The organism is Deltaproteobacteria bacterium (assembly GCA_016874735.1).
Classification (GTDB): domain Bacteria; phylum Bdellovibrionota_B; class Oligoflexia; order Oligoflexales; family CAIYRB01; genus CAIYRB01.
Genome location: VGTI01000037.1, coordinates 16266 through 41739, shown reverse-complemented (window position 1 = coordinate 41739; position 25474 = coordinate 16266). Strand labels below are relative to the sequence as shown.

Sequence of the window (25474 nt, the reverse complement as noted above, 5' to 3'; positions counted from 1 at the left end):
GGCCACAAAGGCGCCTGGTACAGAGAAATCCTGCCATTTAGGCAGAGAGTGGGTTGCGGAGGAGGACAGGTTGGCCCGGGAAGCAAACCCGGGTGCTGGGGCAATGGGGGTTGATTGTCCTACCATCAGCCGCTGATGTGAGGAACTTGCGCAATGGCGGCACGTAGACGGTGGTCTTCAGCCGCGATGGTTAGAACTTGGCCACCACCTAAGGACGATCACCAGATACAAATGCACTCTGGATCCACCTCAGGCAGCGACCTCGCAAACGCGATGGCAGCCCGCCAATCGTCAAGCTGTTTAGTAATGCTCAACACCTGACGCTCACGTCCGCCGTCACCACGTGCGCTCAATGTGGCGGCAATCTCGTCAAGGTCTGCGCCGTAACCGACCCCATGCAAGCCAGACGCTATCTGAAACATAGGGGCCTGGACTACGACCCGCCTCCCCGCGCACCGCCGCGCTGCGAGCAGGGGGAGTTCCACTTTGAGTCTGATGACTGGTCGAGTGAACACCTGAGCTAAGCGAGGCATGTGCTGGATGACGAGGTGGAGTCCAGTTAGCTCATGGGCTGGGGCGCCCTATTGCCTGGGTGGCAGATGCTACGGACCATTGCGGAGATTGCTCCTGGTCAAGGTGGCAGCAACAGACACCGATACAGAGAAATCCTGCCATTTAGGCACACAGTGGGTTGCGGAGGAGGGAAGGTTGGAGCAGGAAGCAAGCCCGGGTGCTGGGGCAATGGGGGTTGAATGTCCTACCAACAAGCACTACCTTGCATGCCTACAGGATGCTGGAATCATCCGCAGCCTCGACCGCTACACACTAAAGTCTCTACGTAAACTTGAAAAGTTTTATCTCGGCAACACGGCTCTCTATTATGCATATGCCGAACTAAAACCCGATTTAGGATCGATACGCGAGACTTTCTTCCTGACCAGTATGGCACTAAGCCACCACCAGGTCAGTCTGCATCCGGGACAGGCTGACTTTGCTGTTGGTCCTTACACGTTCGAAGTGGGCGGTCCGCGCAAAGGCAAACGGCAAATCAAGAACGAAGAGCATTCCTATGTAGTCCGGGATACTTGAGAATTCTCCGCAGATCCTCGCATCATCCCGCTTTGGGTGTTTGGGCTCTTGTAAGACCTTGGTCTTGCCATCACCGCCGCAATTATCGGCGGAGGCTCGATCTACCTAATATTAATGGTATAATTCAAAAGCACTGATAAATCACAAAATCGTGTACTAGCCACGCATATAAATTTATATGTACATAAAGTACACACATCTGTATACTTAGTATGCCTATGAAAAAGTTCATTGAAGACAGTATCTTAATTCAGAAATACAGCCCGACTTTGGGCGGGGTGTTCCTATTCTCCGAATTAGCGACCTTATTCGCCGAGTCGCACAAGACTGCCACGTATCGTCGGATCGCACATTTAGAGAGCGCCGGCACATTGCATAGGTTCATAAAGGGAATCTATGTCACTCAGCAATTTGACGCGCAGGTGTTGAGCCAAAAAATATGTCCGGAGTCCTACGTTAGCTTCGGAAACATACTGGCGGAACATCTGATCATCGGCATTTTGCCCAGGAATCAGATCGATGCCTTCAAACTAGGGCGATCCAAAACATACGTTGGACCGTCCTGGACAGTAAGGCATCTGGGATCAGTTGATCATCTTCTTTTCGGCTACGAAACAATTCGAGGAATTCGCAAAGCGACGCCTGAGAAGGCACTCCTGGACACCCTATATTTTCATCAGCACGGTATTCAATTTCCTTTTGACGTCTATAACGATGTTAATTGGGGATATATCAACCAGGAAAAGTTTCTGCTCTACCTTCAACAATACAAAAATCCTAAGTTCGTCGAATTTGCCAAGGGGATGATGTGTGCAGCTACCTGAGCGAGACCAGATATCAAACGACGTTCTCATGCTTTGGATTATCCATCAGTTTGCTGAAGAATTCAGGGACCACGCTCTATTGAAGGGGGGTATGCAACTCATGCTGCTCAGCAGCGACAGAGCGACTAATGATCTCGACTATGTTTTCAGCCCATTTGCCTCGAAAAAAGAAATTGAGCCAGGTGTCGACAGAATACTCGCTAAAATACCAGGAGCATTAATTCGGAAATCGTTCCACTCCAATTCTGGACGCTACCTTGTGAGAGCAGGCAGAGCAGAGATTCAGATTGAATATAACGTAGCCGAAAGCATGCCTTCGACAACTCTAACCACCCAGCTGCTGGCTCAAAAGGTGGGTGCGCTCCCGCGCATTATCCGCGTCATGTCAAACGATGTAGCTTTTGCCCATAAGCTCGCAGCCTGGAACGAGCGCAGGCTGATGAGAGACCTTTACGACTGTTACTACTGGTATGTGAATGTCAAAACAATGCCCAACGCCGACGTTCTGAAAAGCAGACTGAGGAGTATCAACAGCCGACTTCCCACTTTGAAAAAGACTAAATCGATGACTATGGACGAGTTTCTTCGTCAACTCGATGTAGCTGTTAATCAGGCTACTGAACTCATATTTCTTGAGCAACTTAGTCCACTAATGCCACGAGCAAAGCTAGAAGGGCTGTTTTCTGTCTTTCAAGTACAAATGAGAGAATTAGTTGGGGAACTCCGGCGTTCTCCAATCTATCAGTAGGAGCTAGGATGATCGCCGCTAATTTTGGGGTTTAAAGTTTAGTCGCAGCACCGGAAGTGGGACTAAAGCTCACATGGGCGATGAATACCGCTGTGTAAACGTGTGAATTGATCCGTCAGCAGTTGTGATCGATAGTTTACCGCCGTAAAGCCGATAGGACTTCCAGTCCGAACATGGGTAAGACGACAAGCCTTGAGGCCAAGGATCGCACGCCATCAGCGTAGAAAAGAATGACGCATTCTGCTTGATTGTCCCATCAGGGGCAAAAATGAAATATGCTTCTCCTTCATTCTCTTCTTCTTGTCCAAATCCGTTGCAGCCATCGGATCCTTCTACGGAACTACGGTTAATAAAAAAAAATGCCTCTGATGCACCTTTTTGACTCCAGGTCGTACCTACCAAACTTTGAGTGGTCTCGAGGGGCGACGGAGCTTGCCTCCCGTAGCGGTCAAATAAGGTTGTTGTTTTTCCACATGCTGCCACGAACAGGGTTAGCCCCAAACCCGTGATGCCTCGGATTAAACAGTTGAATGCCTGGTTCACGAGGCCACCAGTAAATTTCTTGACGCTCACGATAGAATCTCCTTTAGTCGCCGCCAATTTTGATGTCAAAACTCTTAAGTCCCAGAAATAACTGGACGTACCTACGTAAATAATGTCTACGTATTTTTCCTACAACCGAACTAGTTGCCTCATTTATCGGCATTTTCTTAAAAAACTTTAGTATTAATATTTATAAAGCGAACACGCTTGGGAAATGGCGGTGTCGGGAGATGGCATTGATGAGAAAGATGCTCGACGAGTCTACCGTCACTAAACTCCATTGGAATACCTAATATCTTCAGCATTATCACCAACCAGATAGCGCAGCCCCGGCTGAAAGTACCTTCCGACTTACCGCCTGGGATCGAAACACTGATCCGGTAGAGACGGATTCTCTAACTTCGTTGTAAGTCGCAAGTAACTAAATTTATATGCTTTACTCTTTAGCGAGCTACTTGTGCCTAGTAAAAGTCACTAAGAAACGAGGGCTCAATGTTTTCAAGCATCTGAATTCGTTTAGGTTTTCAAAAACGAGACGTGGCATCAAATTGCACCCATAAAATGGCACCTACCCTGACTTCCTGGCAGTCGAAACAGCGTCATCCATCTTGCCGGAATCATCGCCTTTTCGGCCCGGTGGTGATGTAACCAAAAATAATCCTAAAGACGGATCCCCTCGAGGCCGACTGGTCTAGGTAACTATTGATCAGTCCGCTTGACTGAGGGGGCGCGCATTGGGCATCCGGGGTTTAAAAACCTCCGCGACTACTGGAGCACTGGCAGTGCTGGCGGCTCTGATTAGCATCGGCATGACGACTGCAGCCCAGGCGCAGGGAGCCGGCAGTCTACCAATGACGTACTCGGGAAGGCTCACGGAATCCTCTGGTGCCCCCAAAGTGGGGCCAGTCGCCATGGAGGCGACGTTTTGGACGGCAGAATTCGATGGGACTAAGCTCGGGCAGACCTTCGAGTTTGCCAGTGTATTTCTGAGCCAAGGCGTCTTCACCCTGTACTTCCCGTTTATGGCCACGCAGGTACAGGAAATATTCCGAGACGGCAGCGAGCCTGTCTATATCGAAATCTCGACGGGAGATAAGACCTATCCACGGCAGAAGTTTAACTACATCCCGCTCGCTATGCGTGTCCCTGTTGATAATAGGAGCGTTGGGTTTGACACCACGAGCGGCAGGCTAGGAATCAATGGTGTGAAAGACGCAGCATCAGGTAGCGTGCTCGTCAGCAACGGCGCTGGAGGCGTGAAGTGGGACGACCTGAGTTCCGCCAACCTAACAGCTAAAACCGAGGCAGGTGCGGCGCCCACGGCGAACCAAGTACTTACTTACAAGAGCGGCAAGTGGGTAGCGGCAAGCTTACCAGCGGCAGCATCGGGCAACATCAACCTGGCGACTGAAGTGATCGGCACTCTCGGTGTTGCGAGCGGTGGTAGCGGCGCCACCAATTTCACATCAAACGGTGTCGTCCTCGGTAACGGTGCGAATAATCTGCTCACCACTGCAGCAGGCGGTGCTGACCAGGTGTTGAGAGTACCAACGGCTGGTGGTGTGCCGTCATTTGGCGCCTTAAATCTCGCTAGCACATCCGCTGTTACTGGAGTGCTGCCACTTGCAAGCGGTGGCACGGGATCTGACCTCAGCGGAACGGGCGGGACAGGGCAGTTCTTAAAACAAAGCTCAAACGGCGCAGTCATCACCGTCGACACAATCTCAGCAAGTGAAATACCGGCACTACCTGCGAATAAAATCCCTCTGGCGACAGACACAGCGGACGGATATCTCTCATCCACTGACTGGTCGGCGTTTAACGCGAAGCAAAATACTTTAGGCTACACACCACTCAATAGAGCTGGCGATACCGTGTCAGGTGCTATCGACATGAATGGAAACGCCCTCGCCAATGTCGGTAACTTGAGACTGGCGTCAGACAAAACTTTCGGTCTAGGGCGATTTGATAATGCATCAGAATCGCTCATGCTGGGGACGCTAATTGGCGGTGGAGCGAGTTCTCCGGATAAAGGGAAAACCTGGTTTAACACTTCGACCAACGAGATTAAGTACTGGGATGGAGCGACGGCTAAAGCCCTCGGCATCTCGGGAGCAGGACTGACTGAGCTGGGTGGTGTCACTGCAAGCACGCAGAGTTTTGGCACGAGCACCAGCGGGACAACTCTAGGATTCACCCCAGTTGGCACCGTCCACACGCTCAATATCCCCATGGCCTCTAGTGGTGTTAGTGTGACCGCAGGGCTCATTTCTAACACTGACTACACAGCGTTCTCTAACAAAGTAAACAGCGTTACTGCAGGCACCGGCATCGCAGTCTCGCCTGCGAGTGGGACCGTTACCGTGAGCCTTGCGACTGTTGGTAACGCCGGTACCTACGCCAAGGTTGTTACCAATGCTAGCGGTCAGGTGGTCAGCGGCGAGGCGCTCGAAAGCGCTGACATTCCTAATCTCGATGCGAGCAAGATCACGACTGGTCAATTGAGTGCTGCTAACGGTGGTACCGGCGTAAACTCTGCAGCCACATTTCCGATCTCCGGTACCGTGGTCACTCGCGACGCGACAGAGACATTAAGCAACAAGACTCTGACCGGAGCGGCAATCAACGGCGCCTCGAGCATCGGTGGCTCTACGACCATCAATACGACTGGTAGTGCAGTTACCGGAGCACTCACGGCATCAACGGTGACATCTCAAGGAAGCATCACGGTACAGGGCAACAGCACAAACGCAAATAAACTAGTACTAACCGATAAAGACAACACCAACTATGTCGCCTTCAAAGCACCTGACACGCTTGCCTCTCAGCTCACCTGGGAGCTCCCAGGTACGGACGGTACTGCAGGCCAGGTGCTCTCCACCAACGGTACAGGAACATTGAGTTGGGTGTCTGGTTTAGTTCCCACCGGCGCTGCCGGTGGTGACCTAGGTGGCAACTTCCCTAACCCTACCGTCGCGACAGTCGGCGGCAAGACATCTACCGCAATCGCCACCTCAATCAACGATACCTTGGCCGCGACAAGTGCTAGCACGGCCTCAACGATTGTGAAGCGTGATGCCTCGGGTAACTTCGCTGCCGGCACAATCTCAGCGAATTTAAACGGAAACGCCACGAACGTTACCGGTACGGTGGCCATAGCTAACGGTGGTACCGGAGCGACTACGGCATCGACTGCTTTCGATGCATTATCGCCACTGACTACAATCGGTGACATTTTATATGCGGGAGCTAGTGGTGCGGATACACGGCTCGCAGGCAATCAATCAACCGCCAGGCAGTTCTTATCAAGTACCGGAACTGGCAGTGTCGCCAATGCTCCGGTCTGGGCAGCACTCACAGAGAGTGATATCCCCGCACATAGTGCATCTCTGATCAATTCTGGCGTCCTCGGCGTCGCCAATGGCGGTACTGGCGCAGTGACCACAACTGCCAACTATGTGTTTGCTGGGCCGACCAATGGTACCGGTGCACCAACTTTCCGTTCTCTAGTCGCCGGAGACCTGCCAACCATGGGTGGTGCGAATGGAACCGCTGCAGGTACTGCTGGCGCCGTACCGGGGCCTGCTGCCACCGATAACGTCAAGTTTTTACGTGGTGATGGTACTTGGGCAACTCCAACTGCGGCGGCTGCTGGGGCGGCCAACCAGATCCAATACAATAGCGGAGGCCTTCTTACTGGCGATGCTAACTTTGTCTATTCGGGCGGTAACGTCGGGATAGGAACTGCTACGCCAGGCGCGAAGCTCGATGTTGCAGGGGTGTTGCGTTATGGTTCGGCTTTGTCCAACGGCCAGCTCAGCTATGGTGCTTCTGGCTTGGTTACGTTGGAAGGTGTAAGCGCCAACACATCAATAGCACTACTACCAACAGGGACTGGCAACGTCGGGATTGGGACGACGGCTCCAAGTTCGATCCTTGATGTGTCCAGCACTGCAAGTGGCGCACTAGGGCCTCGCCTTAGCATCACCAATCTCGGCGTCAATGGCGGCGCTGGAGGGTCAATTGATTTCCGCGTCGGTCCTTCAGCGCAAACCCAGCCGATTGAAGCCCGGATTCAATCAATAGACGACACACTTCTTTCAGCTCACTTGACCTTCTCGACTAAGGCCCAATCAAGCGGTGGTGCGCTTTCAGAGAAGATGAGGATCAGTTCTACCGGCAACGTCGGTATCGGAACAACAGCCCCAGCCGCAAAATTGGACGTCAATGGAACGGTCAAGATCAGCGGTGGTGCACCTGGTGCAGGCAAAGTACTGACGAGTGACGCTGACGGCCTTGCAACTTGGTCCACCCCGCTTGCTGGCACGGTGACCAGTGTTGGAATCACGGCCCCTGCGGCAGGCATCATAGTTAGTGGTGGTAGTCCGGTGACAAGTTCTGGCAACATCGTTCTGGAGCTAGGTAACGACCTTAATGCGCTCGAATCACTTACCACCAATGGATTGGCAAAACGCACCGCTGCCGACACATGGACCACCATCACTGACAATTCTGCTAACTGGGACTCTGCTTTTACCGATCGGCTCAAATGGGATGGTGGAGCGACGGGGCTGGTTGCCGCTACTGGCCGCGCTAGCCTAGGCCTAGGCAATCTGGCAACGCTGTCGAGTATCGGGTCTGGAGACATCACAGACGGTCAAATTGTAGACGCTGATATTTCGGCATCGGCTGCAATTAGTGACACTAAGTTAGCTACCATCAGCACTGCTGGTAAAGTTTCAGGATCAGCGATCATGTCTGGCACTATCGGTGGCAGCACGGCTATGAGCACCTCCGGGAATATAACAACGAGCGGCAATATAGGTGTCGGCACCACAACTCCAACTAAGACTCTCAGCCTTGAGTCATCGAGCACTAGCGATACTTCCATGCGGTTGAAGAACACGTCGGCAGGTGGGGGTGACTGGATACTCGGTAGTTATGGCTCTGCAAACGGCGCCGGTGCAGGCAAATTCGCTATTTGGGATGCCACGGCTGCTGCGAATCGACTAGTAATCGATGGTGCGGGAAATGCTGGGATAGGCCTTGCGTCACCAGGGGCAAGGCTGCAGGTGAGTGGATCCATTGCGTCCGTGCAGGCTACGGTGGCGAGTGGCAATGCAGTCGATTTTGCAAATGGTAACGTGCAGGTTCTCTCAAGTGTGGGAAGTTCGACCATCGCACTAAGTAACATGGTTGACGGGGGGTCTTACACGCTGGTGATTACAGATGGTGTAGCGAGGACCTACGCGTTTTCAGGTTGTACAGATGCTAGATTTATTCCTGACAACGGTCCAACTATTAGCGGTAAATATAGTACCTATTCGATCATGAAGATAAGTATTTCGGGGGTTGCGACTTGTCTCATTAGTTGGATGAGTGGATTCTGATTGCGAGATTGAAAAACCAAATTTGGTGACAAGCGAGAAGTCATGAGGGCTGGGTTTTTAATAAAAACTAAAGTAGCGGGATTTATTGCCGCAGCTGTCATGATTTTTTTATTGTTACGATCACCCGGCCTAATCGCTGCTGGTTACTACAACGGATTCGGTTGGTCGACAACCGGCATGGCTAGGACCTGGGCGCTTTTGCTCAACGGTGTCGGTCCATCGTCGGTTTACGGACGATTCATAACTCGTGACACAAATGGCAACTATTATGTAGCCGGTGAGACTAATGCCGATATGGACGGACAAGTCATTGGCAGTAATCTTGATGCATTTATTTCAAAATATGACAGCGGATTCAATCTAATTTGGACCAGATTAATTGGTCCACGCCACTTGTCTTACACCGCATCACCTAGGCATATTTATATCGATTCAAATTTTAATGTTTACATCGCTGGCTTTACGACGGGGAGTATAGATGGAAACGTGCGACTTGGAACTACCGATGCCTTTGTGACAAAATTTGACTCTACTGGCACCAAATTATGGACACGGCAGATCGGCGCCACCTCTGGAGCAACTACTAGAGCTTACGGTGTTGGCGTGGATAGCAGCGGCAACGTATTTATTGGTGGGGATACTTCTGCGTCAATTCAGGGCGCCGCCATGATTGGCACAACCCAGGACGGCTTTATAGCAAAATTTGACGGTAGTGGTAACGCGCTGTGGGCTAAGCATATTGGATTAGCAGGAAGTGCAACTATGGGGACTGCAGCAGCCATTGATCCGAATGGCAATTTTTATCTCACCGGCTGGACCAATGGTAATTTGGACGGCGTGACAAAATCCGGTTCGTATGCGTTCTTTGTGACCAAATATGACGGAGCAGGCAACAGACAGTGGACCCGACTAAACGGACCAAATTCTGGCGGGGCAGCAGCAAGAGCCATCGCAACTGATTCGTCCTCAAATGTATATATCACGGGCGAGACAACCGGTGTAGTGGCTGGGGTTGCCATGGCCGGTGTTCAGGATACCCTGACCATTAAATACAATAGCGCTGGAACTTTACAGTGGATGCAGCAAATTGGAAATTTTGGTTCGTCTTTATACACCTACGGAGTTTCAGCGACCCCATCAGGGGAGGCCTACATAAGCGGCTATAGCACAGGCGGTGGGATAGATGGAAACGCTCAGATTGGTACGCGTGATGCTTACATCGTTAAGTACGACGGGAATGGCAACCGACTTTGGACACGAGTGAATGGTGCATCAGGCAAGGATTCCTACGGCGTAGCCGTTGCAGCAAGTAATTCCGAGTCCTATTTATTCGGATACGTGAATACAGGACTCAATGGCAATACGTTGACGGGATCGCTAGATTTACTCGCAATACAGTATGATTCATCCGGCAATAGACTTAGGACGATACAGCGAGGCTTTATTGCGCCAAGAAAAACTGATCCTCGCGGTGTTGTGACTGATGCAGAGGGCAATATCTATGTCGGAGGGTATACTACTGGAAGTTTACCGGGCTTCAATCTTTCTAGCTTTGCGGACCTGATGCTCGTTAAATTTGATCGATGGGGTAGAAGGCAGTGGATAAGGCAGCTTGGGGCCGCTGCTGGGAAAGTCCTATACATGCTTGGTGTAGCCAAAGACCCGCAGGAAAATATTTTGATTGCTGGGTACACCGATACCGCTGTGGACGGTAACACACTTACAGGAACCTTTGACCTGCTAGTGGTCAAATACGATAAATCGGGCAGTAAACTCTGGAGCCGGCAGATGGGGGTATCAGCTTCGATCACTTACTGTTTTGCGGTCGGGTCTGATTCTAGCGGTAATGTTTATGTGACTGGCAGAACTAACGGCAACTTAGATGGTGTGTCGCGCACAGGGAGCTATGATGCTTATTTGGTTAAATTCGACGCAAATGGCAATAAGCTCTGGACCAGAATGATTGGTACCAGTGGATTCACGACGTCAGCGGCACACATAATCACGGATGCATCCAATAATATTTTTATCATAGGCACTACCTATGGTTCTTTAGACGGTAACGTCCGCATTGGTAGTGCCGATTTTTTCATCACGCGATACGACGCCAGCGGAACTAAAGCCTGGACAAAAACTTTTGGGGCCAGCGGCAGCGCGGCTGTTTTAAGAGGGGCTGGGATATCTCCAGACGGAAATATTTATATCGCTGGCGAAACTACAACTAGTTTTGACGGTAATCCCAAGCAAGGTGCCACAGATTTTGTACTTTTGAAGCTTGATGGAAATGGGACTAAGATTTGGAGTCGACAAAGGGGGGCGGCTGGTGTGATTACCGTTCCAAAATCTCTAGCAATCAACGGCAACCAAGGCGTTGTAGTGGTCGGCGAGACGGCTGGTGGTCTCAATGGTGGTGTGGCTACTGGAACGACTGACGTTTTTGCAGTCAATTACGATCAGAATGGCAACGAGAAAAGCGCTCGTCAATCTGGGGTGGCAAATTTTCCAACTCTGGGTCTAGCATCGACTGTGGACGCATACTCCAGGTTAATCATTACCAGCCAAAGTAAAGATGGTTTTCTTGGACAATCAGATGGTGGGGTGCCCATGTATCTGCTTAGCAGCCAAGTGAACGCAGCTTCCTGGTAACGACTAACTATCATTGATCGGCATAGGGCGCAGCGGTTAGCTGCGCCCCGACCAGACCAGACCACCTGTCATGCGGGTCCGCACCAGGCGGTTCGAGAGGTTGAGGTCATGTGAGTTGAGATATGCTAAGCTCGTCGAAATATTTGACGGTAAGGATGCGATTCAATCTTGGGGTTTGACGACATTCGTCGACCCGTTCTTGCAGCTGTTTAATATGACTCGTGGTGGCGGAGGAATGTTCTCTTCAGGTAGCTGCCACTTACAGTCTTTGAGCTGGTCGGATTTACCTGTGCATACGCATTTCCATTTGAATCCCAGGCCCGAACACATCGTCGCTGGTTTTTTAGGGGAATCACCGCCAAATTTTTCATCATTCTCTGCAGCAGCATTACACTCCCAAGGAGCCTGCGGTCCGAATCCATGACAACGCTGCCATTCATTATATTTGTCTGAGCTCGCATCGGTCGTCTTATTGAGACTGCCGCAATTAGCGTTTTCTTTACTTAGTAGATGCTCGCCAGACTGAACAACCGTTTTAGCTAGTTCTCCAGTCTGCTTTATGGCTTCTGTAGCTACGTCGTCAGATTTTAACATCAGGCCGCTTTTTTCCCCGTCAGCGGACTGTAACGTAAGCCCTTTTGGTAGGCCGTAGCGTTGGATTAAGGCATCCATGACCACTAGCGAGCTTGCGCCTCGCAATGCTTGGTCAGCGGAAAATTTGCTCACTGCCTTCATGATGGCATCGTAATTGGCTGGAGCAGTGCCGATGAGGCGGAGCATGTTGAAACCAACACCCAGATCTTTGGCATTTAGACGCTCAGTCAGCACGCCATTTTTCTTAAAATAGTCGCGGAGGGTATATTTTTTTCCGTCAACCGCTGCGAAATTGGATGCCGATGATAAAACTTTGGCCTTGGCTTTAAATCCCGTGAGCTGTTGTCCTTTAACTACAATGGTATCGCTAAGCTTATCGATACCGTCCGTCGCTGCTCTGTCGATGAGGTCTTTAAATTTGGACTTAAACTGATCGTCTAAATCCATGCCACTGTAGAATTGCGCAAATTCCGCCGCGATCTCTCCGTCGGCCCCTAATAAGTCACTTACCGCACCGTCAGATCCAGATGTGCAGCCTCCGAGCGTCCCTGAGGTGGCACTCACGACGGCCAAATTTAACGCCAAAAGTGCTTTTACCGACCGAAATTGTTTGAGAAAATCAATTTGCTCATGGCGAGCCTTAAGGTTTATCATTACGGATCTCCTCTAAAAATTTACTTTTCCAAAAGCACTGCCATCGTTTTTTACTAGAATCCGTATCGGCATTTTCAGATAATAACTTTAGATTTAGTCATCAATTTTTTACAAATAGCAAAATTTGCTACTTTTTGTTCACCTTCCTGATTAGACGCCTTGCGTAACATTCCGCACTTGGAAGCAGCGGCGGAAACCAGAAGGCGTAGCCTCCCGTACCATGAGATTTAGCGCACCGATCTGCAGCTATTGCCCACAAAAGTAGCGAACAAAGACCAACACCCGACCAGCGTGAGCTAATCGGGTGTTGGCAGTGATTTAGATTGAAGCGCGCTTCGATTCCGGACCTGTTAGCAGCGCCCGATCGGTCGACCTAATCCGCGGATACAAGGACCACCGCGGCCGCCGCCTAGGCCGAAACCAATTCCCGTTCCGATTCCAATTCCAGGGCCGCCGAAGCCTCCACCGATACCAATGCCCGGGCCACCGAAGCCACCGCCGCCGATACCGATACCAGGACCGCCGCCGAAGCCACCGCCGCCGCCACCACTTCCGGGCCCGCCACCGACGCCACCGCCGCCGATGCCGGGTTGACCGCCACCGAAGCCACCGCCGCCGATGCCGGGTTGACCGCCACCGAAGCCACCGCCGCCGATGCCAGGTTGACCGCCACCGAAGCCGCCGCCACCGCCCATGCCGGGTTGACCGCCGCCGAAGCCGCCGCCACCGCCCATGCCGGGTTGACCGCCGCCGAAGCCATTATTACCACCAGGCTGACCATTTTGACCGCCGAAGCCGTTGTTGGCACCTGGTTGACCGTTCTGGCCGTTCTGACCATCGAAGCCGTTATTCCCACCGGGCTGGCCGTTTTGGCCGCCGAAGCCGTTATTAGCTCCGTTAGGATTGTTGGGATCTACGCCACCCTGGGGTGCTGTACCTGTGCCGTTACCAGTGGCTTGATTGCTGCCGTTGTCGGCTTGGCCTTGTGCTGTGAATGAGATGCTCGCAGCTGGCAGGGTGACGTTGGTTGAGATGATCGTCGCCCGCACCTCGAGAGTGTAGCTCGTACCATTCTGTAGGTTGCTAAAGTTGTAAGTGTCATTCCCGTTACACGGGGCGTAGCTCCCCTCAGTCGCAAGCTTGCACTCGAATTTAATATCACTCGGACTGGTACCGGCGGGCAATCCGATCACGGTAAACTTAACCGATTTAGCAGTAGGATTACCTTGGAGACCTGCGCCGTCCAGGAACACCACCGATGGTGCCTGTCCTTGCGACTGGTCGTTCGCTCCAGCCGGTAGCTGCGGCTGGGTGTCTTCGTCTTCATCTTCGTCTTCATCTTCCTCGACCTCAACTGGAGTGGTCGGGGCAGGAGCCGCGGCGGGTTTACTTTTACTGCGACCGCAGGCCGATGAAGTCAAGGCGCCAAGGGCTAAAAGTAGCAAGAGGCACTGACGTGGATTGCGTGGTGACACCAACATATAGGCTCTCCTTGCAGGGGATATTTTTTACACCATAGGGGCGGAAAGCTTTTTATCAAACTATATTAAAATTTTCAAGTTTTTTTATAACTTTTATTAATAATTCTATAAAATCGGTAAGTTACTGGCCAGTTGGCCAGTCTCAACTCCTCTTAACTTGTGGGGGAATCGTTGCAAACCGCCCCTCTTGATAATCGACAAAGGCCTGCCTGATTTCGGCCTCAGTATTCATGACAAAGGGGCCGCGGCGGGCTACCGGTTCTCTGAGCGGGCGTGCCGCCAAGACCAAAAACCGACAGGGGCCGGCTGCGGCCTTAGCCACGATTAGGTCACCGGCCTCCTCAAAGAGGACCAGCGTGTGGGCCCGCACTTCGGCACCATCGGCACCGACGTGGCACTTGCCTTCGAATAAGTAAACAAGACATGTTTGCCCTATGGGCACAGATACTTTAAAGCTGCCTTGAGCAGCGAGTTCGATATCAAGATACAGAATGGGTTCGGTGGTCTGCGTAGCGGCCGTCTCGCCACCAAAGGCGCCAGCTAAGATGCGGACCTTAGCCCCTTCTTCAGGGCGGTCAACCACAGGCACACTTTGGGCGCTGAGCTCCTGATAACGCGGAGCCATCATCTTGTCTTTGGCAGCCAAATTGACCCATAGCTGGAAGCCATGCATCTTGCCGCCCGACTTTTGAAAGGCCTCCGACGGCATCTCCGAATGCACGACACCGGCACCTGCCGTCATCCACTGGAGGTCTCCTGGAGTGAGCTTGCCGGCATGCCCAGCCGAGTCGCGATGCTCCATCTCCCCAGCAAGCAGGTAGGTCACCGTTTCAAAGCCGCGGTGGGGATGGTCTGGCGCCCCTTTAGCTCCTCCAGGGGGATAGATGACTGGTCCCATTTCATCGAGAAGCAAAAAAGGATCGACCTGCATCAGTTCAGGAGTAGGAAATGGGCGATGAACCAAAAAACCACCACCTTCGAGCACTGGCCGTGCGGCCACGATCCGAGCAATCTTCTTTTGCGACTTAGCCGAGGAGACAGTCATTTTGTAAACCTATTTATGTTAGAATTAAGGTCTTAGATCCACCGATAATCTGCAGAATTTAGCCGCTAGCAAGAATCATCATATCATGCACTTCTGCACGGATACCTTGGCCTATAACTTGCACTGATCCACTTTCAGTTCAGGAATCGTTAACCCCCTTGAGATTAGAGGATGAGCTGTGGCATTGATTGAACGACACCTCGACCTAACCCCACCGAAACATCAATCCTCGTGGCGTAAAATTGCCATTGGCACTTGGCGGACGCCCAAGGATCCAAGTGTGTACGGCATTTTGGAACTTAGGTGTGAAAAGGTCCTGGCATACATGAGTCGCGTGAGTGAGGAGTGCGGGGAACGCATCACGATCACCAACTTCATTGGTAAGGCGCTGGCAGAATCTATGCGGCGTCACCCCGAAATCAACAGCGTACTTAGATACGGCAAGATTTACCGGCGGCGCCATGTGACACTCTTTTTTCAGGTTGCCACGGACCAATCGGGACAGGATCTATCAGGAATTATCGTCCGTCAGGCTGAGAGTAAGTCTCTAGCGGCCATGACCACTGAGATGAACAAACGCATCGCGTCGGTGCGTGATCGTTCTGATAAATCGTACTCACAGATGAAATCTCTGATGGCACGGATTCCAGGTTGGCTCACGGGATGGGTGCTTGATGCAGCAAGTTTCATCCAGTACACACTCAACATTTGGTCGCCGCTACTCGGTACACCTAAAGACCCGATGGGTAGCGTCATGATCACAAACATTGGATCACTTGGTCTTGATTTTGGGTTTGCCCCCCTTGTGGCCTATTCCCGTGTACCACTACTAGTGGCGGTCGGAGCCATCAAAGATAAACCCGTGGTTGAGGACGGCAAACTCGTCGTCGGCAAAACGGTGCCGCTGTGTGTCACCTTTGACCACCGGCTCATCGATGGCGTTCATGCCTCGAAGCTATCGCGAGCGATGGTCAAGATTTTCGAGGATCCCGAAACAGAACTCAGCGGCTTACAGGAGTCTCTCAACGAAGCCGTGGGTATTACACCCAAGGTTGCTTCAGGGCACCAGGCAGTCGCGGTTCCCGCTTGATAGCGAGCTGACGCAAAAAACTAAAAGGCTGGGAAACTCGAAAGTTTCCCAGCCAAACCGTACTAAACTGTGCGGCTTTACCAAGCGGCTATTAACCGCTTAGAATTAGCGCCAGTAGCCGTAGTAGTTATAGCCACCGAGTCCGCCGAATCCGCCGTACCCGTAGCCGTAAGACGCACCGCCCCACCATAGGATTGGGGAGTAGGAGCCTGCCCAGTAGCCGGCGCCGTATCCGCCGTAGTATCCGTAGCCGTAACCGTATCCTAGCCCGCCTCGGCCCCAACCACACCATGACTGGGTCGAAGAATCACCGTTGAGCTCATCCTTACTCTGAACGACCTTCTCTGGGTCTTTGCCATTTTCGAAAGCGGCTTCTAGAGCAACTGCATCGCTAACGATAGACTTGTCAGCAGAGATGGTGCGCATGGTGGGCTCACCGATTGGGTTCCCGCTAGCGTCAACAGGAACGCGAACGATAGTTCCGGCTGGGATCGCAGCTGCTTTAACGTCAGCAGCTACAGGCTGCTCGCTGCTGTTCTTGGTGCCGCACGCGCTAACGCCAGCAACCAAAGCCACGACGATGAGTGATTTTGCTAATTTCATCTGAAGCCTCCAGGCAATTGATTCGAGGACAGGTGGTCCTCACTAGGGGTTGTTAAACTCATTCTTACCAGGCAGAAGTGTTTTTATATTATTTTAAAAATAAATCAAGCTTTTTATTATAATTAATAAAATTAATCAGTACTATTAATTGGTTGGGTTGATGATTTTCAATAAAATACGACGATGAAATTATGATGATCTCATAACATCGCTATACTTATGACCGCAGCTAAGGTAGCCCACATCAATGAATGCAATTAGTTATACTTGGGCCGCGCTGGATGACATTGGATTGAAGAGAGAGAGAGAGATTTATGGAGAGAAATGGTAGGCGTTTACGGATTTGAACCGTAGACCCCCGCGGTGTAAACGCGGTGCTCTAACCAACTGAGCTAAACGCCTGTCCTGACGGAAATTCCGTGAGACCCAGGTTTTCCCAGAACATGCCGTGTCCTGTCAACTGCAAACCGCCGTAGCGGCCAGAACTTTTCTAATTTCTGTCGCCCTGACAGGTGCAATCCACCCGCGGTCGGTAACGATGGCGGTGATAAGCGCTGCAGGAGTGACATCGAAGCTGGGATTGAAGACGGGGGCAGCTGGCGGGGCGATCCTTATCCCAGCGATCTGTCTCAACTCTTCAGGAGAACGGTCCTCAATGGCTATAGCTTTACCGTCATTTAGCTGCAGGTCAAAAGTCGTCGTTGGGGCGGCCACTACGAAGGGCACTTGATGAAAATGGGCCTGAACAGCCAGGTTGTAGGTACCAATCTTATTGGCCGTATCGCCATTGGCCACAATGCGGTCAGCCCCAACACAGACCAAGTCCACCTCGCCCCTCTGCATCAAGACAGCAGCAGCACTGTCGCAGTTGAGCCTAAATGGTATGCCTTCGCGCTCTAACTCGTAGGCGGTTAGACGCGACCCTTGGAGGTATGGCCTGGTTTCGTCCACGTATACCAATGATAAAAGCTCCGCAGCCCATAGAGCCCTGATGATGCCAAGTGCCGTCCCAGAGCCTGCGGTAGCTAAGGCGCCCGTATTACAGTGGGTAAGTATCCTTAGCTTCTTACCGAAGCGCTGCTGCCGCACCCAACTTAAGCCATATTGTTCAATCGCCTCGCAGGTGGACACGTCCCCAGCAACGATACGGTGGGCCGCAGCCTCAAGTTTAGCAGCGACTTCATGCCTCGGAGTCTCGAGTGTAAATTTAGCCGCCAGGTCGCGCATCACATTAAGTGCCGTAAACAAATTCACTGCGGTGGGGCGCGTGGCGCCAAGTCGCGTCAGCTCCAACTCAAATACTCCTAGGTCGTCGCGCCAGCTCCCCCGCTCTCTAGCCCGCCGCACCGCACTGCCTGCGAGAGCCAGGACAGCAGCATTAGCGATGGCGGGAGCACCGCGCACCACCATCGTCTCAATGGCATGCGCTACGCTATCTACAGAGGTACATGCCACCCAAACTTCTGAACCAGGCAACTGCCGTTGATCCAATAAGTGGAGGACACCTTCTTGGTATCTGCAACTAGAAACCATGCTGGCCCTACCTTTTCGCTAGAGCCAGCACTATACCGTTAAACAGCTAGATCGTCGTCAAATAGATCTTCGTCATCATCGTCGTCGATGGAGCTAAGGTCTTTGGTCTGCTCCTTGGGCTTTTCCTTCGGCTTTTTCTCCGCTTTTTTGACCACCCCGTGCGACGAGAAGTCGATGACCGATGCCTGCTGCGAGGCAACTTTGAGCTGGCTGAAGTTAGATAGCCCCGTCATCGGCATACTGACCTGACTGACTCCGGTCACTGGCGTTACGCCGCTTTTACTTACGACGCTTGTCGCTAAAGGCATGGATACGGAACTCGCCATCGTCGACACTGCAGATACGTTAGTATTTGGCGCGACACCGTGACCGCTTAATTCACTTTGGTCGGCGAAGTCGCGGAACTGCTGTCCAGCGCGCCGCCTCCGCCACCAAACAAAGGCGAGTACCATGCCGATCAATCCACCAATGGCTGAACCAACCATCGTTAGATTAGAAAAGCGCTCTGGAGTTGGTGTACCCAATTGTGTTGAGACCATCGAAGTCCAGGCCTCAGCCAAATACTGATTGGCTCCCTCGCCCTCGAAGTGTTCCGCAACGTCGGTGAAAGTCACCAAGTAATGCCTCGAGGTCGACGACACGAGAATGTGGGCTTGCATCAGAGCAGTTTTTTCGAGCTGAAACTCGGTATAGAATAGAAGGCCCCTGCGCCCATCATTAAGCTCTATCGGCACTTGGTTACGAACCCGGTATTCATAAATTGCTGGATTAGCTTGGGAGAAACGCTGGGGAATTTTTTCCTCAAACTCTTTCGCAGTGACAGCGTCGATATAGCGTGGACCAGAGAATGCGGCCACCTGCAAGGTCCGCTGATACTTCACTCCCTCTTGCATCGGTGGCTGCGCCAGTAGCGTCAAATCGGGACGCTGCGTGTAAACTTCCCAACCTTGCGGTGGTGAAATCTTAAAGTCACCATCTTTAACCGATACCGGACTGCCGTCGGCGATCACCATGACAGGTTGCGGTGGTGGAGGCGGTGCAGCTGGTTCAACAGGTGCCGCTGATGCGGTAGGCTCTGCTGGTGCAGCCGTTTGCGGCGCTGCAGCTTGCTCCGTCGCGGGCGGCGTAGCCTCGGCCGGAGGTGGCGTAGTCAGACCTGGAGGAAGTGTAGCAGTTGCATTCTGCGCCGCGAGTGGTGCGGAACCAAGTCCCATGACCACGCCCATACTCAAAACTTTTTTGTTCATGACAAACATGGCTGTCTCCTTGGAATTAAGCTGTCGGGCGACGGCTTTGCGCACTGCCGCGGCGTCTTTCGATCATGTCTTCACGACTTAAATGGACCGCTTCTTCGATGATATCGATGGCGTAATTGTCGAGTTCATAGACGCCGTAAGTAATGTGCTGATCACGTTTGTGTACACGTCTGGTTTCAGTCCCCGGTTGTTCGTCACTCATTTCTATATCAACGGGTAATCCATCAGGTAACCGGGCTACGAGACGCAACGCCGAGTGATAGCCATCGACTGGATGACACATCGGCAAGGAGTCAACCATATAGATGGCGACAATCTTCCACTGAGTTCCCTGCGGGCTACGTGTCGTCGTGGCAAAAAAGCAGATATCACCGAGGCGAGGCTCGGGGCCCATCGGGCGGAGGAGTCTCTCTATAGATTCGGTAGAACCAGTAACTAACTCGTTGTACCGCCGGGGAGACAAATTAATCAGCCATTTGCGCGTCTGTTGCGGCATGGTTAAGGTTGGGTCAAGTTCATCGCCACGCAATTCTTCCTCGACGTCGGAAAGCTCCAGCGACAGATGCGAGTAAGGTAGCCCGTGTGATTTAAGCAACGATACAGAACGTTGCAGGCATCGCGCTGCCTCTTCGGCATTACCTAACTTAGCGTGTGTATGACCGAGCAGACCGGTCACCTCAGGGTCATCTCCATGCCCCTCGGCCAATAGTTTTGCAAGAACTTTGCGCGCAGCTGGATAATCAGCATCCTCATAAAGGGCATAAGCCTGGTAATAACGATAATCGACTGAATCAGGGTAGAGCTCCGTCATCCGTTCAGCCACTAGTGCAGCTGCCGCATAAAAACCGGCCTCGATGCATAAGTGAAATTCAAAGAGGTGAGACAGCGATGCGACAGGGCATTGCTCACGTATTGATGAGAGGATGAGATTCAATTCGTCACGATAGCCAGTGGCTAGAAGTGTACGAGCTACAGTTTGCCAATGATAATAGTCGACGAGGGGAACTTCTGTGAGCAACGGGAAAGTAAGCTGCTCGTCACGATTAGAGACCAACTGGCGCAATTCAAGACAGTAGGGGTCAGCCTTATAGTCCTCGCAGCACTTAGCCATGAAGCGCGCTGCATCGAGCTCATCAAGTTCATAGTGAGCTAAGCCGCGGAGTGCAAAGTAGGTGGCTTGATCCTCAGGATTGGCGCGACCGAGAGTCAACAGCAGCTCCTTCACCAAACGCAGTGAGGGGCGATCGGCCTGCTCGGCGAGAGCCTCAATCCACAGTCGGATCACTGCGAATCGCCCCACCATGTCAGGATTTTCAGCTAACATTGCCGAGGCATGACTAGCGGCCTCTGCATACTGACCACTCCACATAAAGCGGAGCGCCTCACCGTAACCACCAAAGCCATGTGCATACGCCTTTTCCGGGGTCAAAAGAGTGCGCTGGCTAAGTTCACAGGTACGCTGGACACGGCTGAGCAGTTGAGCTCGCATCATCCGGTATTCCTCCCAGAAGGTATGACGTGATGGTGGCTGTCACTCGTTCATCGGCAGCCGTCACGACAACTTGAGAGGTGTACCCTTGAAATAAACAAAAGGTCCCAGAGCGGGACCTTCCATCTTAGTAACTTAAGCAGGGGGGACTGCGGTTACCCAGCCCGGCGTACTTTGGACCGTCCTGTACCCGTCGCAGGACGCGATTTGGCAGGGTTCTGGACATTATTAAGGGCTCCATCGAGCTCTTCGGCGCGGTCTATCAGGGTTTCACGGAGTTCATCGTAGCAGCTGTCACAAAGTGGCTGGTCTACAGCCGAAGGCTGGACCTCGTTCCAGAGAAGCAGCACGGTCCAGGCTTGTTCGCTGAATTCGCGCCTGCGGCACTTACTTTCGGTTCCACAATTGCAACATTCCGATGATGTGTGTTGCATAGTCGCCGTTCTCCCGAGTCGTTCGATTTTAAGCCTCACAACGTCCCCCCATGGTCGTTAAGTAGCAGCAAAAAACTCTGAGGCCTCAATGCCTCTCCCCTCTACAGGCACGTTTTTGATGTGGCTGTATCGGCATTCTGACCGAAAACTTTAGCGCAATCGCAACTGACACGATTTTAGGTAGGGTTTTTAAGTATATACCCCGGCCTTAAACCGCCACGATGATGAAACGATAGGTCTAACCCTATGGATCCGCACCGTGTGTTCAAATACCTACAATTTATGATGTCTTAGCTCGGATCCTATTCTCCATAAAACATTCTCATAGTCAATGTTTTTTCTGGCTAGGTGGCCGAAACTTTTTGGAAATTTAACAATTGGGTGCTGATTAGGCTCACTGATAGTGCCGACCAGGTCATTAATTGACTTTCAGATACGGTGCACCTTCGAAGTAATAGCGCAGAATATCCTGCTTTATGTTGTGAAACCGTAGACTTTCGCTACGCATAGTAAGCAGAGGCTTCCAGATGCGATTCGCGTGGTCACGCGCACCATTGCGGTAGTGCAAAAGCCCTTGAAGATATCGCGTTTCCGGATCGGAATCCGCGTCCATTTGATCGAGTACCTGCTTGGCGTGCCTGATCTGTCCGATCTTTAGGTATGCATGGGCCAAGGTCCGATTACTACGGCCGTCCTGTCCCTCAGCAAGATCAAGAGCGAGCTTGGCGTACTCGACAGCCTTGTCGAAACTCCTGTTTTGCCAAATATAGCAGTCGGCTAATTCGAGATAAGCACGAGCCTTAGCACCCGATGGAATGCTTGAGTACATCAGCATCTGTTCAAACCAGACCCCTGCAGTCTCGAGTTGCCACAGTTCCTTATAAAGCGTGCCAAGTGCCCAGCAGATGCTGTAACTATCAAAATTAGTATTCAGCAGTTTAATGAATTCATAGGTTGCCATTGCCGCATCTTGGCGACAGGCAGAACGCACCAAATCCTGCAGCGTGTCGTCGGATCCGTTGGCATAAAGATAACGGAGTTTGCGACGAGCATAGGCCAGCTCGTAAGCATGTTGATCTTCGATACGGTCGGTTTTTTGGTCAAATTCCTGCCATGACAGCGGGGAATCATCGCCACTCGTGATTGCGGTCAACACTGGGTCTATTTTCTTCTGCTCGGCGTCAAGCGTAGCTAGATTCATCAAGTTGATGATTTCTTGCACAAGATAGGAAACATTCCAGGGATCCATCTTAAGAACTTTGCGCAAAATATTCTGAGATTCCGCAAAGTCCTTTTTGCGCGCGAAAAAGCTCGCCTTAAGCCAGTATATTTCGGCGCGATCATCGCTAGGCAAGGTGGCGTCAGCGCTGATGCGATCCAAAATGCCGTTAGCCTGATCGGCTTCGCGGTAATGGAGTACAAAGTTAGCGTACTTGAGTGCTGTCGAGCGGTTCAGGTGATCGATCTGATACATCTTGTCAAAATGCTTGCCGGCGCGCTCGATATTGCCGAGCTTAAGGTAAACATCAGCAATATGGCCCTGGACGTCGGCGTCACCAGCAAACTTCGCGATCAAGCTATGAAGTAACGCAAGCAATTCAACCTTGTCACCGTTGCCACTGATAAGCTGACGCAATCGCTCTCTGCCGATCAAGTATTCCTCAACATTAACTCCAGCAAGCTTCAAATGACTAACCAAGAGACAAAATCTCACGTCACTGTGCTCTGGATGCACTTGATAAGCGGCTGTGAATAGTTCCTTGGCTATTTCAAATTCTCCGAGAGCCAAAAACTGAGAACCAATTTTTTGGATCACTTGAGAGCTTGCATTCTTGCGTCGCAAAATCTTTTCATAAAAGACGCAGGCACGGCTGAGACTGTCGAAATCTTCAAGAACCTTAGCAATAAAATAGAGTACATGCTCTGCAACTTTTTCATCGACCAAGGCACTGTCGGCGAGCGCATGAGCCCGTTGGCGACGATCTGCTGCTTGGACTCGGTCTCCTTGCGACTCAGAAATACGCGCCGTGGCAAAGAGTTCGTATACTTGAATCTCCAGGGGGCAATTGCCCTTGTTCTCTATCCACCAGGTGGACAGCGTTTGGATGGCAACCTCGGCATCTAAATAACGTTCGCGCTGCAGAAAGTCCTGACAGAGTTGGCGATGCGTTTCAAAGTTCCCGTAAACATTGTACGGCGCAGCACGCTCGAAAAGATAAAAGAAATGATCCCCTCGCTTGTCGTCTCCGAGTTGATAGTGCACCTGACTAAGACCAAAATAGGCAACAACCCAATTCGGGTCTATGTTGAGGGCTTGTTGGTAATTAAAAATCGCCCGCTCGTAACTACCCAGTTGCTCCATGGCGTACCCGATGCCGTAGTAGGCTGCAGCACTTGCGCCGTGGGTGCGAATCAGCTCCTGAAACTGGGCGGCCGCTTCGCTGGGTGCGAGCATATCGCCCTGCTGCTGAATGAGTACAATGCAGGTCTCAACCAATGCTAGGTTGGCAGTTCTCTGCAAAAGTTGCGCATAATGCTGCCGCAATTTGTCGAGGCTTTTAAGCATGGTCGCCAACTCAATACGGCGGAAATGGACCAAGGCCTCATCGCGACCATCTTCACTGGCAACTAGATGCGCCAACACCTGATCAGCGTCAGCGTAGCGCTTAACGAAAATCAGCTTGTTTGCCTCTTCGAGTTGTTGTTCGACTGACCGCAGCATAATACTCCCTGAGGACTTGGTAGAGCCCTCAGGGAGTTATCGACCGTTAGCCGGCAAACATTACACATCGACAAGATTTAGCCCTTGGTGCTTCGACAAGAAGCACCAAGGGCCACTATTTATTCAGTGAGTTAGAGCGCGTTCAAGCACCGAAGGCTTGCGTCCCAGTTATCTCCGCACCGACAATCAGCAGGTGAATATCGTTGGTGCCTTCGTAGGTATAAACTGTCTCCAAGTTGCACATATGACGCATGCTCTTATACTCTGCCATGATACCGTTGCCACCGAGCATATCACGGCAAGATCTGGCAACCTCGAGTGCAGCCTCAACATTGTTCTGTTTAGCCATACTAACTTGGGCAAAGTGCAAATTGCCCGCATTTTTCAGCTGCCCAAGACGAAGGGCCAGGAGCTTACCCTGGGTGAGTCGCGACAGCGCCAGAGCAAGCTTACGTTGGATCAACTGACTGTGACCAATCGGGCGCCCAAAAGTCACGCGATCCTTGACGTAGCCGATCACCTCGTCAAAACAGGCCTCACCGGCACCAAGGACGCCCCAAGCGATGCCGTACCGCGCTTGCGTGAGACAGGCGAGAGCTGATTTGAGTCCCGCGGACTTAGGCAGTATCGCATCTTTAGGTAGCTTGATGTTGTCGAAGTAGAGCTCCGAAGTCACAGATGCCCGCAACGACAGCTTCCCAGTCATCTTACGCGCAGTGAATCCCTTGCTATTCGTCGGAACGACGAATCCTCTGATGCCGTCGGCAGTCTGAGCCCAAACGACTGCGACTTGGGCCAGGTTGCCGTTGGTGATCCACATCTTGGAGCCGTTTAATAGCCAGTGGTCTCCTTTATCCTCAGCGCGCGTCATCATGGCGCCTGGGTCTGAGCCACCGTTAGCTTCGGTCAAACCAAAACAGCCAATGGCCTTGGCACTACCAAGTTTGGGCAGCCACTCTTCCTTCTGCGCCTCACTGCCAAAGGCGTGAATAGGGTACATCACCAGCGATCCTTGCACCGAGGCAAAGCTTCTGAGACCGCTGTCGCAACGCTCAAGCTCCTGCATCACCAAACCATAAGCGATGGCATCCATACCGGGGAGCCCGTAGCCATTTAGGTTTGAGCCGAGGAGACCAAGTTCACCAAGACGCGGAATAATCTCCGTCGGGAACTTCTCCTCCAAGTAGCAGTCCTTGATCCGCGGCTCAACTTCCTTAGCAACGAATTCGCGCACGCTTTGCTCTACGAGGCGTTGCTCTTCAGTCAGGAGATCTTTGATATCGACGAAGTCAGGAAACGGAGATGAATGCGGCATAATAGTTAAGCCTCTAAA

The 25474-nt window shown here is 51.9% G+C and carries 18 protein-coding genes, 1 tRNA gene and 1 pseudogene; 8 read left to right on the top strand and 12 right to left on the bottom strand.

From position 1 onward, the window contains the following. Nucleotides 1–218: 218 nt before the first annotated feature. The gene (locus FJ146_13935; GenBank protein MBM4253067.1) at nt 219–422 is read right to left on the bottom strand and encodes a hypothetical protein; all 204 of its coding nucleotides are present in this window, start codon (nt 420–422) and stop codon (nt 219–221) included. A gap of 286 nt (nt 423–708) precedes the next feature. On the opposite strand from FJ146_13935, the gene FJ146_13930 reads away from it, so the two are divergent. The 3 genes from FJ146_13930 (at nt 709) to FJ146_13920 (ending at nt 2661) form a co-directional block, all read left to right on the top strand. Next, entirely contained in the window at nt 709–1089 is a 381-nt protein-coding gene (locus tag FJ146_13930; protein MBM4253066.1) for an ATP-binding protein, read from the top strand. 218 nt (nt 1090–1307) lie between these two features. Further along, nucleotides 1308–1913: a hypothetical protein gene (locus FJ146_13925; protein MBM4253065.1), complete on the top strand. Its 606-nt coding sequence runs from the start codon at nt 1308–1310 to the stop codon at nt 1911–1913. Between the two features lie 28 nt (nt 1914–1941). Continuing rightward, on the top strand, nt 1942–2661 hold the full coding sequence (locus tag FJ146_13920; protein ID MBM4253064.1) for a nucleotidyl transferase AbiEii/AbiGii toxin family protein: 720 nt from the start codon (nt 1942–1944) through the stop codon (nt 2659–2661). A gap of 69 nt (nt 2662–2730) precedes the next feature. Here the strand turns inward: FJ146_13920 and FJ146_13915 are convergent, their stop codons facing one another. Next, nucleotides 2731–3234 (bottom strand): hypothetical protein, encoded by a 504-nt coding sequence (locus tag FJ146_13915; GenBank protein MBM4253063.1) that lies wholly within the window; start codon nt 3232–3234, stop codon nt 2731–2733. 704 nt (nt 3235–3938) lie between these two features. On the opposite strand from FJ146_13915, the gene FJ146_13910 reads away from it, so the two are divergent. Further along, on the top strand, nt 3939–8594 hold the full coding sequence (locus FJ146_13910; GenBank protein ID MBM4253062.1) for a hypothetical protein: 4656 nt from the start codon (nt 3939–3941) through the stop codon (nt 8592–8594). 42 nt (nt 8595–8636) lie between these two features. Further along, nucleotides 8637–11240, top strand: a complete 2604-nt coding sequence (locus FJ146_13905; protein MBM4253061.1) for a hypothetical protein — start codon at nt 8637–8639, stop codon at nt 11238–11240. A gap of 162 nt (nt 11241–11402) precedes the next feature. On the opposite strand, the gene FJ146_13900 is transcribed toward FJ146_13905, so the two are convergent. Then, entirely contained in the window at nt 11403–12488 is a 1086-nt protein-coding gene (locus FJ146_13900; GenBank protein ID MBM4253060.1) for a hypothetical protein, read from the bottom strand. A 597-nt stretch (nt 12489–13085) separates the two neighbouring features. Here FJ146_13900 and FJ146_13895 point away from each other — a divergent pair. Then, nucleotides 13086–13190, top strand: a pseudogene (locus FJ146_13895) (DUF2497 domain-containing protein). A 438-nt stretch (nt 13191–13628) separates the two neighbouring features. After that, nucleotides 13629–13943 (top strand): hypothetical protein, encoded by a 315-nt coding sequence (locus tag FJ146_13890; GenBank protein ID MBM4253059.1) that lies wholly within the window; start codon nt 13629–13631, stop codon nt 13941–13943. A 168-nt stretch (nt 13944–14111) separates the two neighbouring features. Here the strand turns inward: FJ146_13890 and FJ146_13885 are convergent, their stop codons facing one another. Further along, nucleotides 14112–15014 carry a pirin family protein gene (locus tag FJ146_13885; protein ID MBM4253058.1) on the bottom strand — a complete coding sequence of 301 codons (903 nt, stop codon included), beginning with the start codon at nt 15012–15014 and terminating at the stop codon, nt 14112–14114. A gap of 178 nt (nt 15015–15192) precedes the next feature. On the opposite strand from FJ146_13885, the gene FJ146_13880 reads away from it, so the two are divergent. Continuing rightward, on the top strand, nt 15193–16104 hold the full coding sequence (locus FJ146_13880; GenBank protein MBM4253057.1) for a 2-oxo acid dehydrogenase: 912 nt from the start codon (nt 15193–15195) through the stop codon (nt 16102–16104). Nucleotides 16105–16209: 105 nt separating this feature from the next. Here FJ146_13880 and FJ146_13875 read toward each other — a convergent pair whose 3' ends face one another. The 8 genes from FJ146_13875 to FJ146_13840 form a co-directional block, all read right to left on the bottom strand. Continuing rightward, nucleotides 16210–16707: a hypothetical protein gene (locus FJ146_13875; GenBank protein ID MBM4253056.1), complete on the bottom strand. Its 498-nt coding sequence runs from the start codon at nt 16705–16707 to the stop codon at nt 16210–16212. 325 nt (nt 16708–17032) lie between these two features. Next, nucleotides 17033–17109, bottom strand: a tRNA-Val gene (locus FJ146_13870). Nucleotides 17110–17163: 54 nt separating this feature from the next. Further along, entirely contained in the window at nt 17164–18240 is a 1077-nt protein-coding gene (gene mtnA / locus FJ146_13865) for an S-methyl-5-thioribose-1-phosphate isomerase (GenBank protein MBM4253055.1), read from the bottom strand. Nucleotides 18241–18278: 38 nt separating this feature from the next. Further along, nucleotides 18279–19496 (bottom strand): hypothetical protein, encoded by a 1218-nt coding sequence (locus FJ146_13860; protein ID MBM4253054.1) that lies wholly within the window; start codon nt 19494–19496, stop codon nt 18279–18281. A 16-nt stretch (nt 19497–19512) separates the two neighbouring features. After that, complete coding sequence (locus FJ146_13855; GenBank protein ID MBM4253053.1) at nt 19513–20988, bottom strand: hypothetical protein; 1476 nt, start codon at nt 20986–20988, stop codon at nt 19513–19515. A 152-nt stretch (nt 20989–21140) separates the two neighbouring features. Next, nucleotides 21141–21419: a hypothetical protein gene (locus FJ146_13850; protein MBM4253052.1), complete on the bottom strand. Its 279-nt coding sequence runs from the start codon at nt 21417–21419 to the stop codon at nt 21141–21143. 418 nt (nt 21420–21837) lie between these two features. Then, nucleotides 21838–24141 (bottom strand): tetratricopeptide repeat protein, encoded by a 2304-nt coding sequence (locus tag FJ146_13845; GenBank protein MBM4253051.1) that lies wholly within the window; start codon nt 24139–24141, stop codon nt 21838–21840. A 142-nt stretch (nt 24142–24283) separates the two neighbouring features. After that, nucleotides 24284–25456 carry an acyl-CoA dehydrogenase gene (locus tag FJ146_13840; protein ID MBM4253050.1) on the bottom strand — a complete coding sequence of 391 codons (1173 nt, stop codon included), beginning with the start codon at nt 25454–25456 and terminating at the stop codon, nt 24284–24286. Nucleotides 25457–25474: the final 18 nt, after the last annotated feature.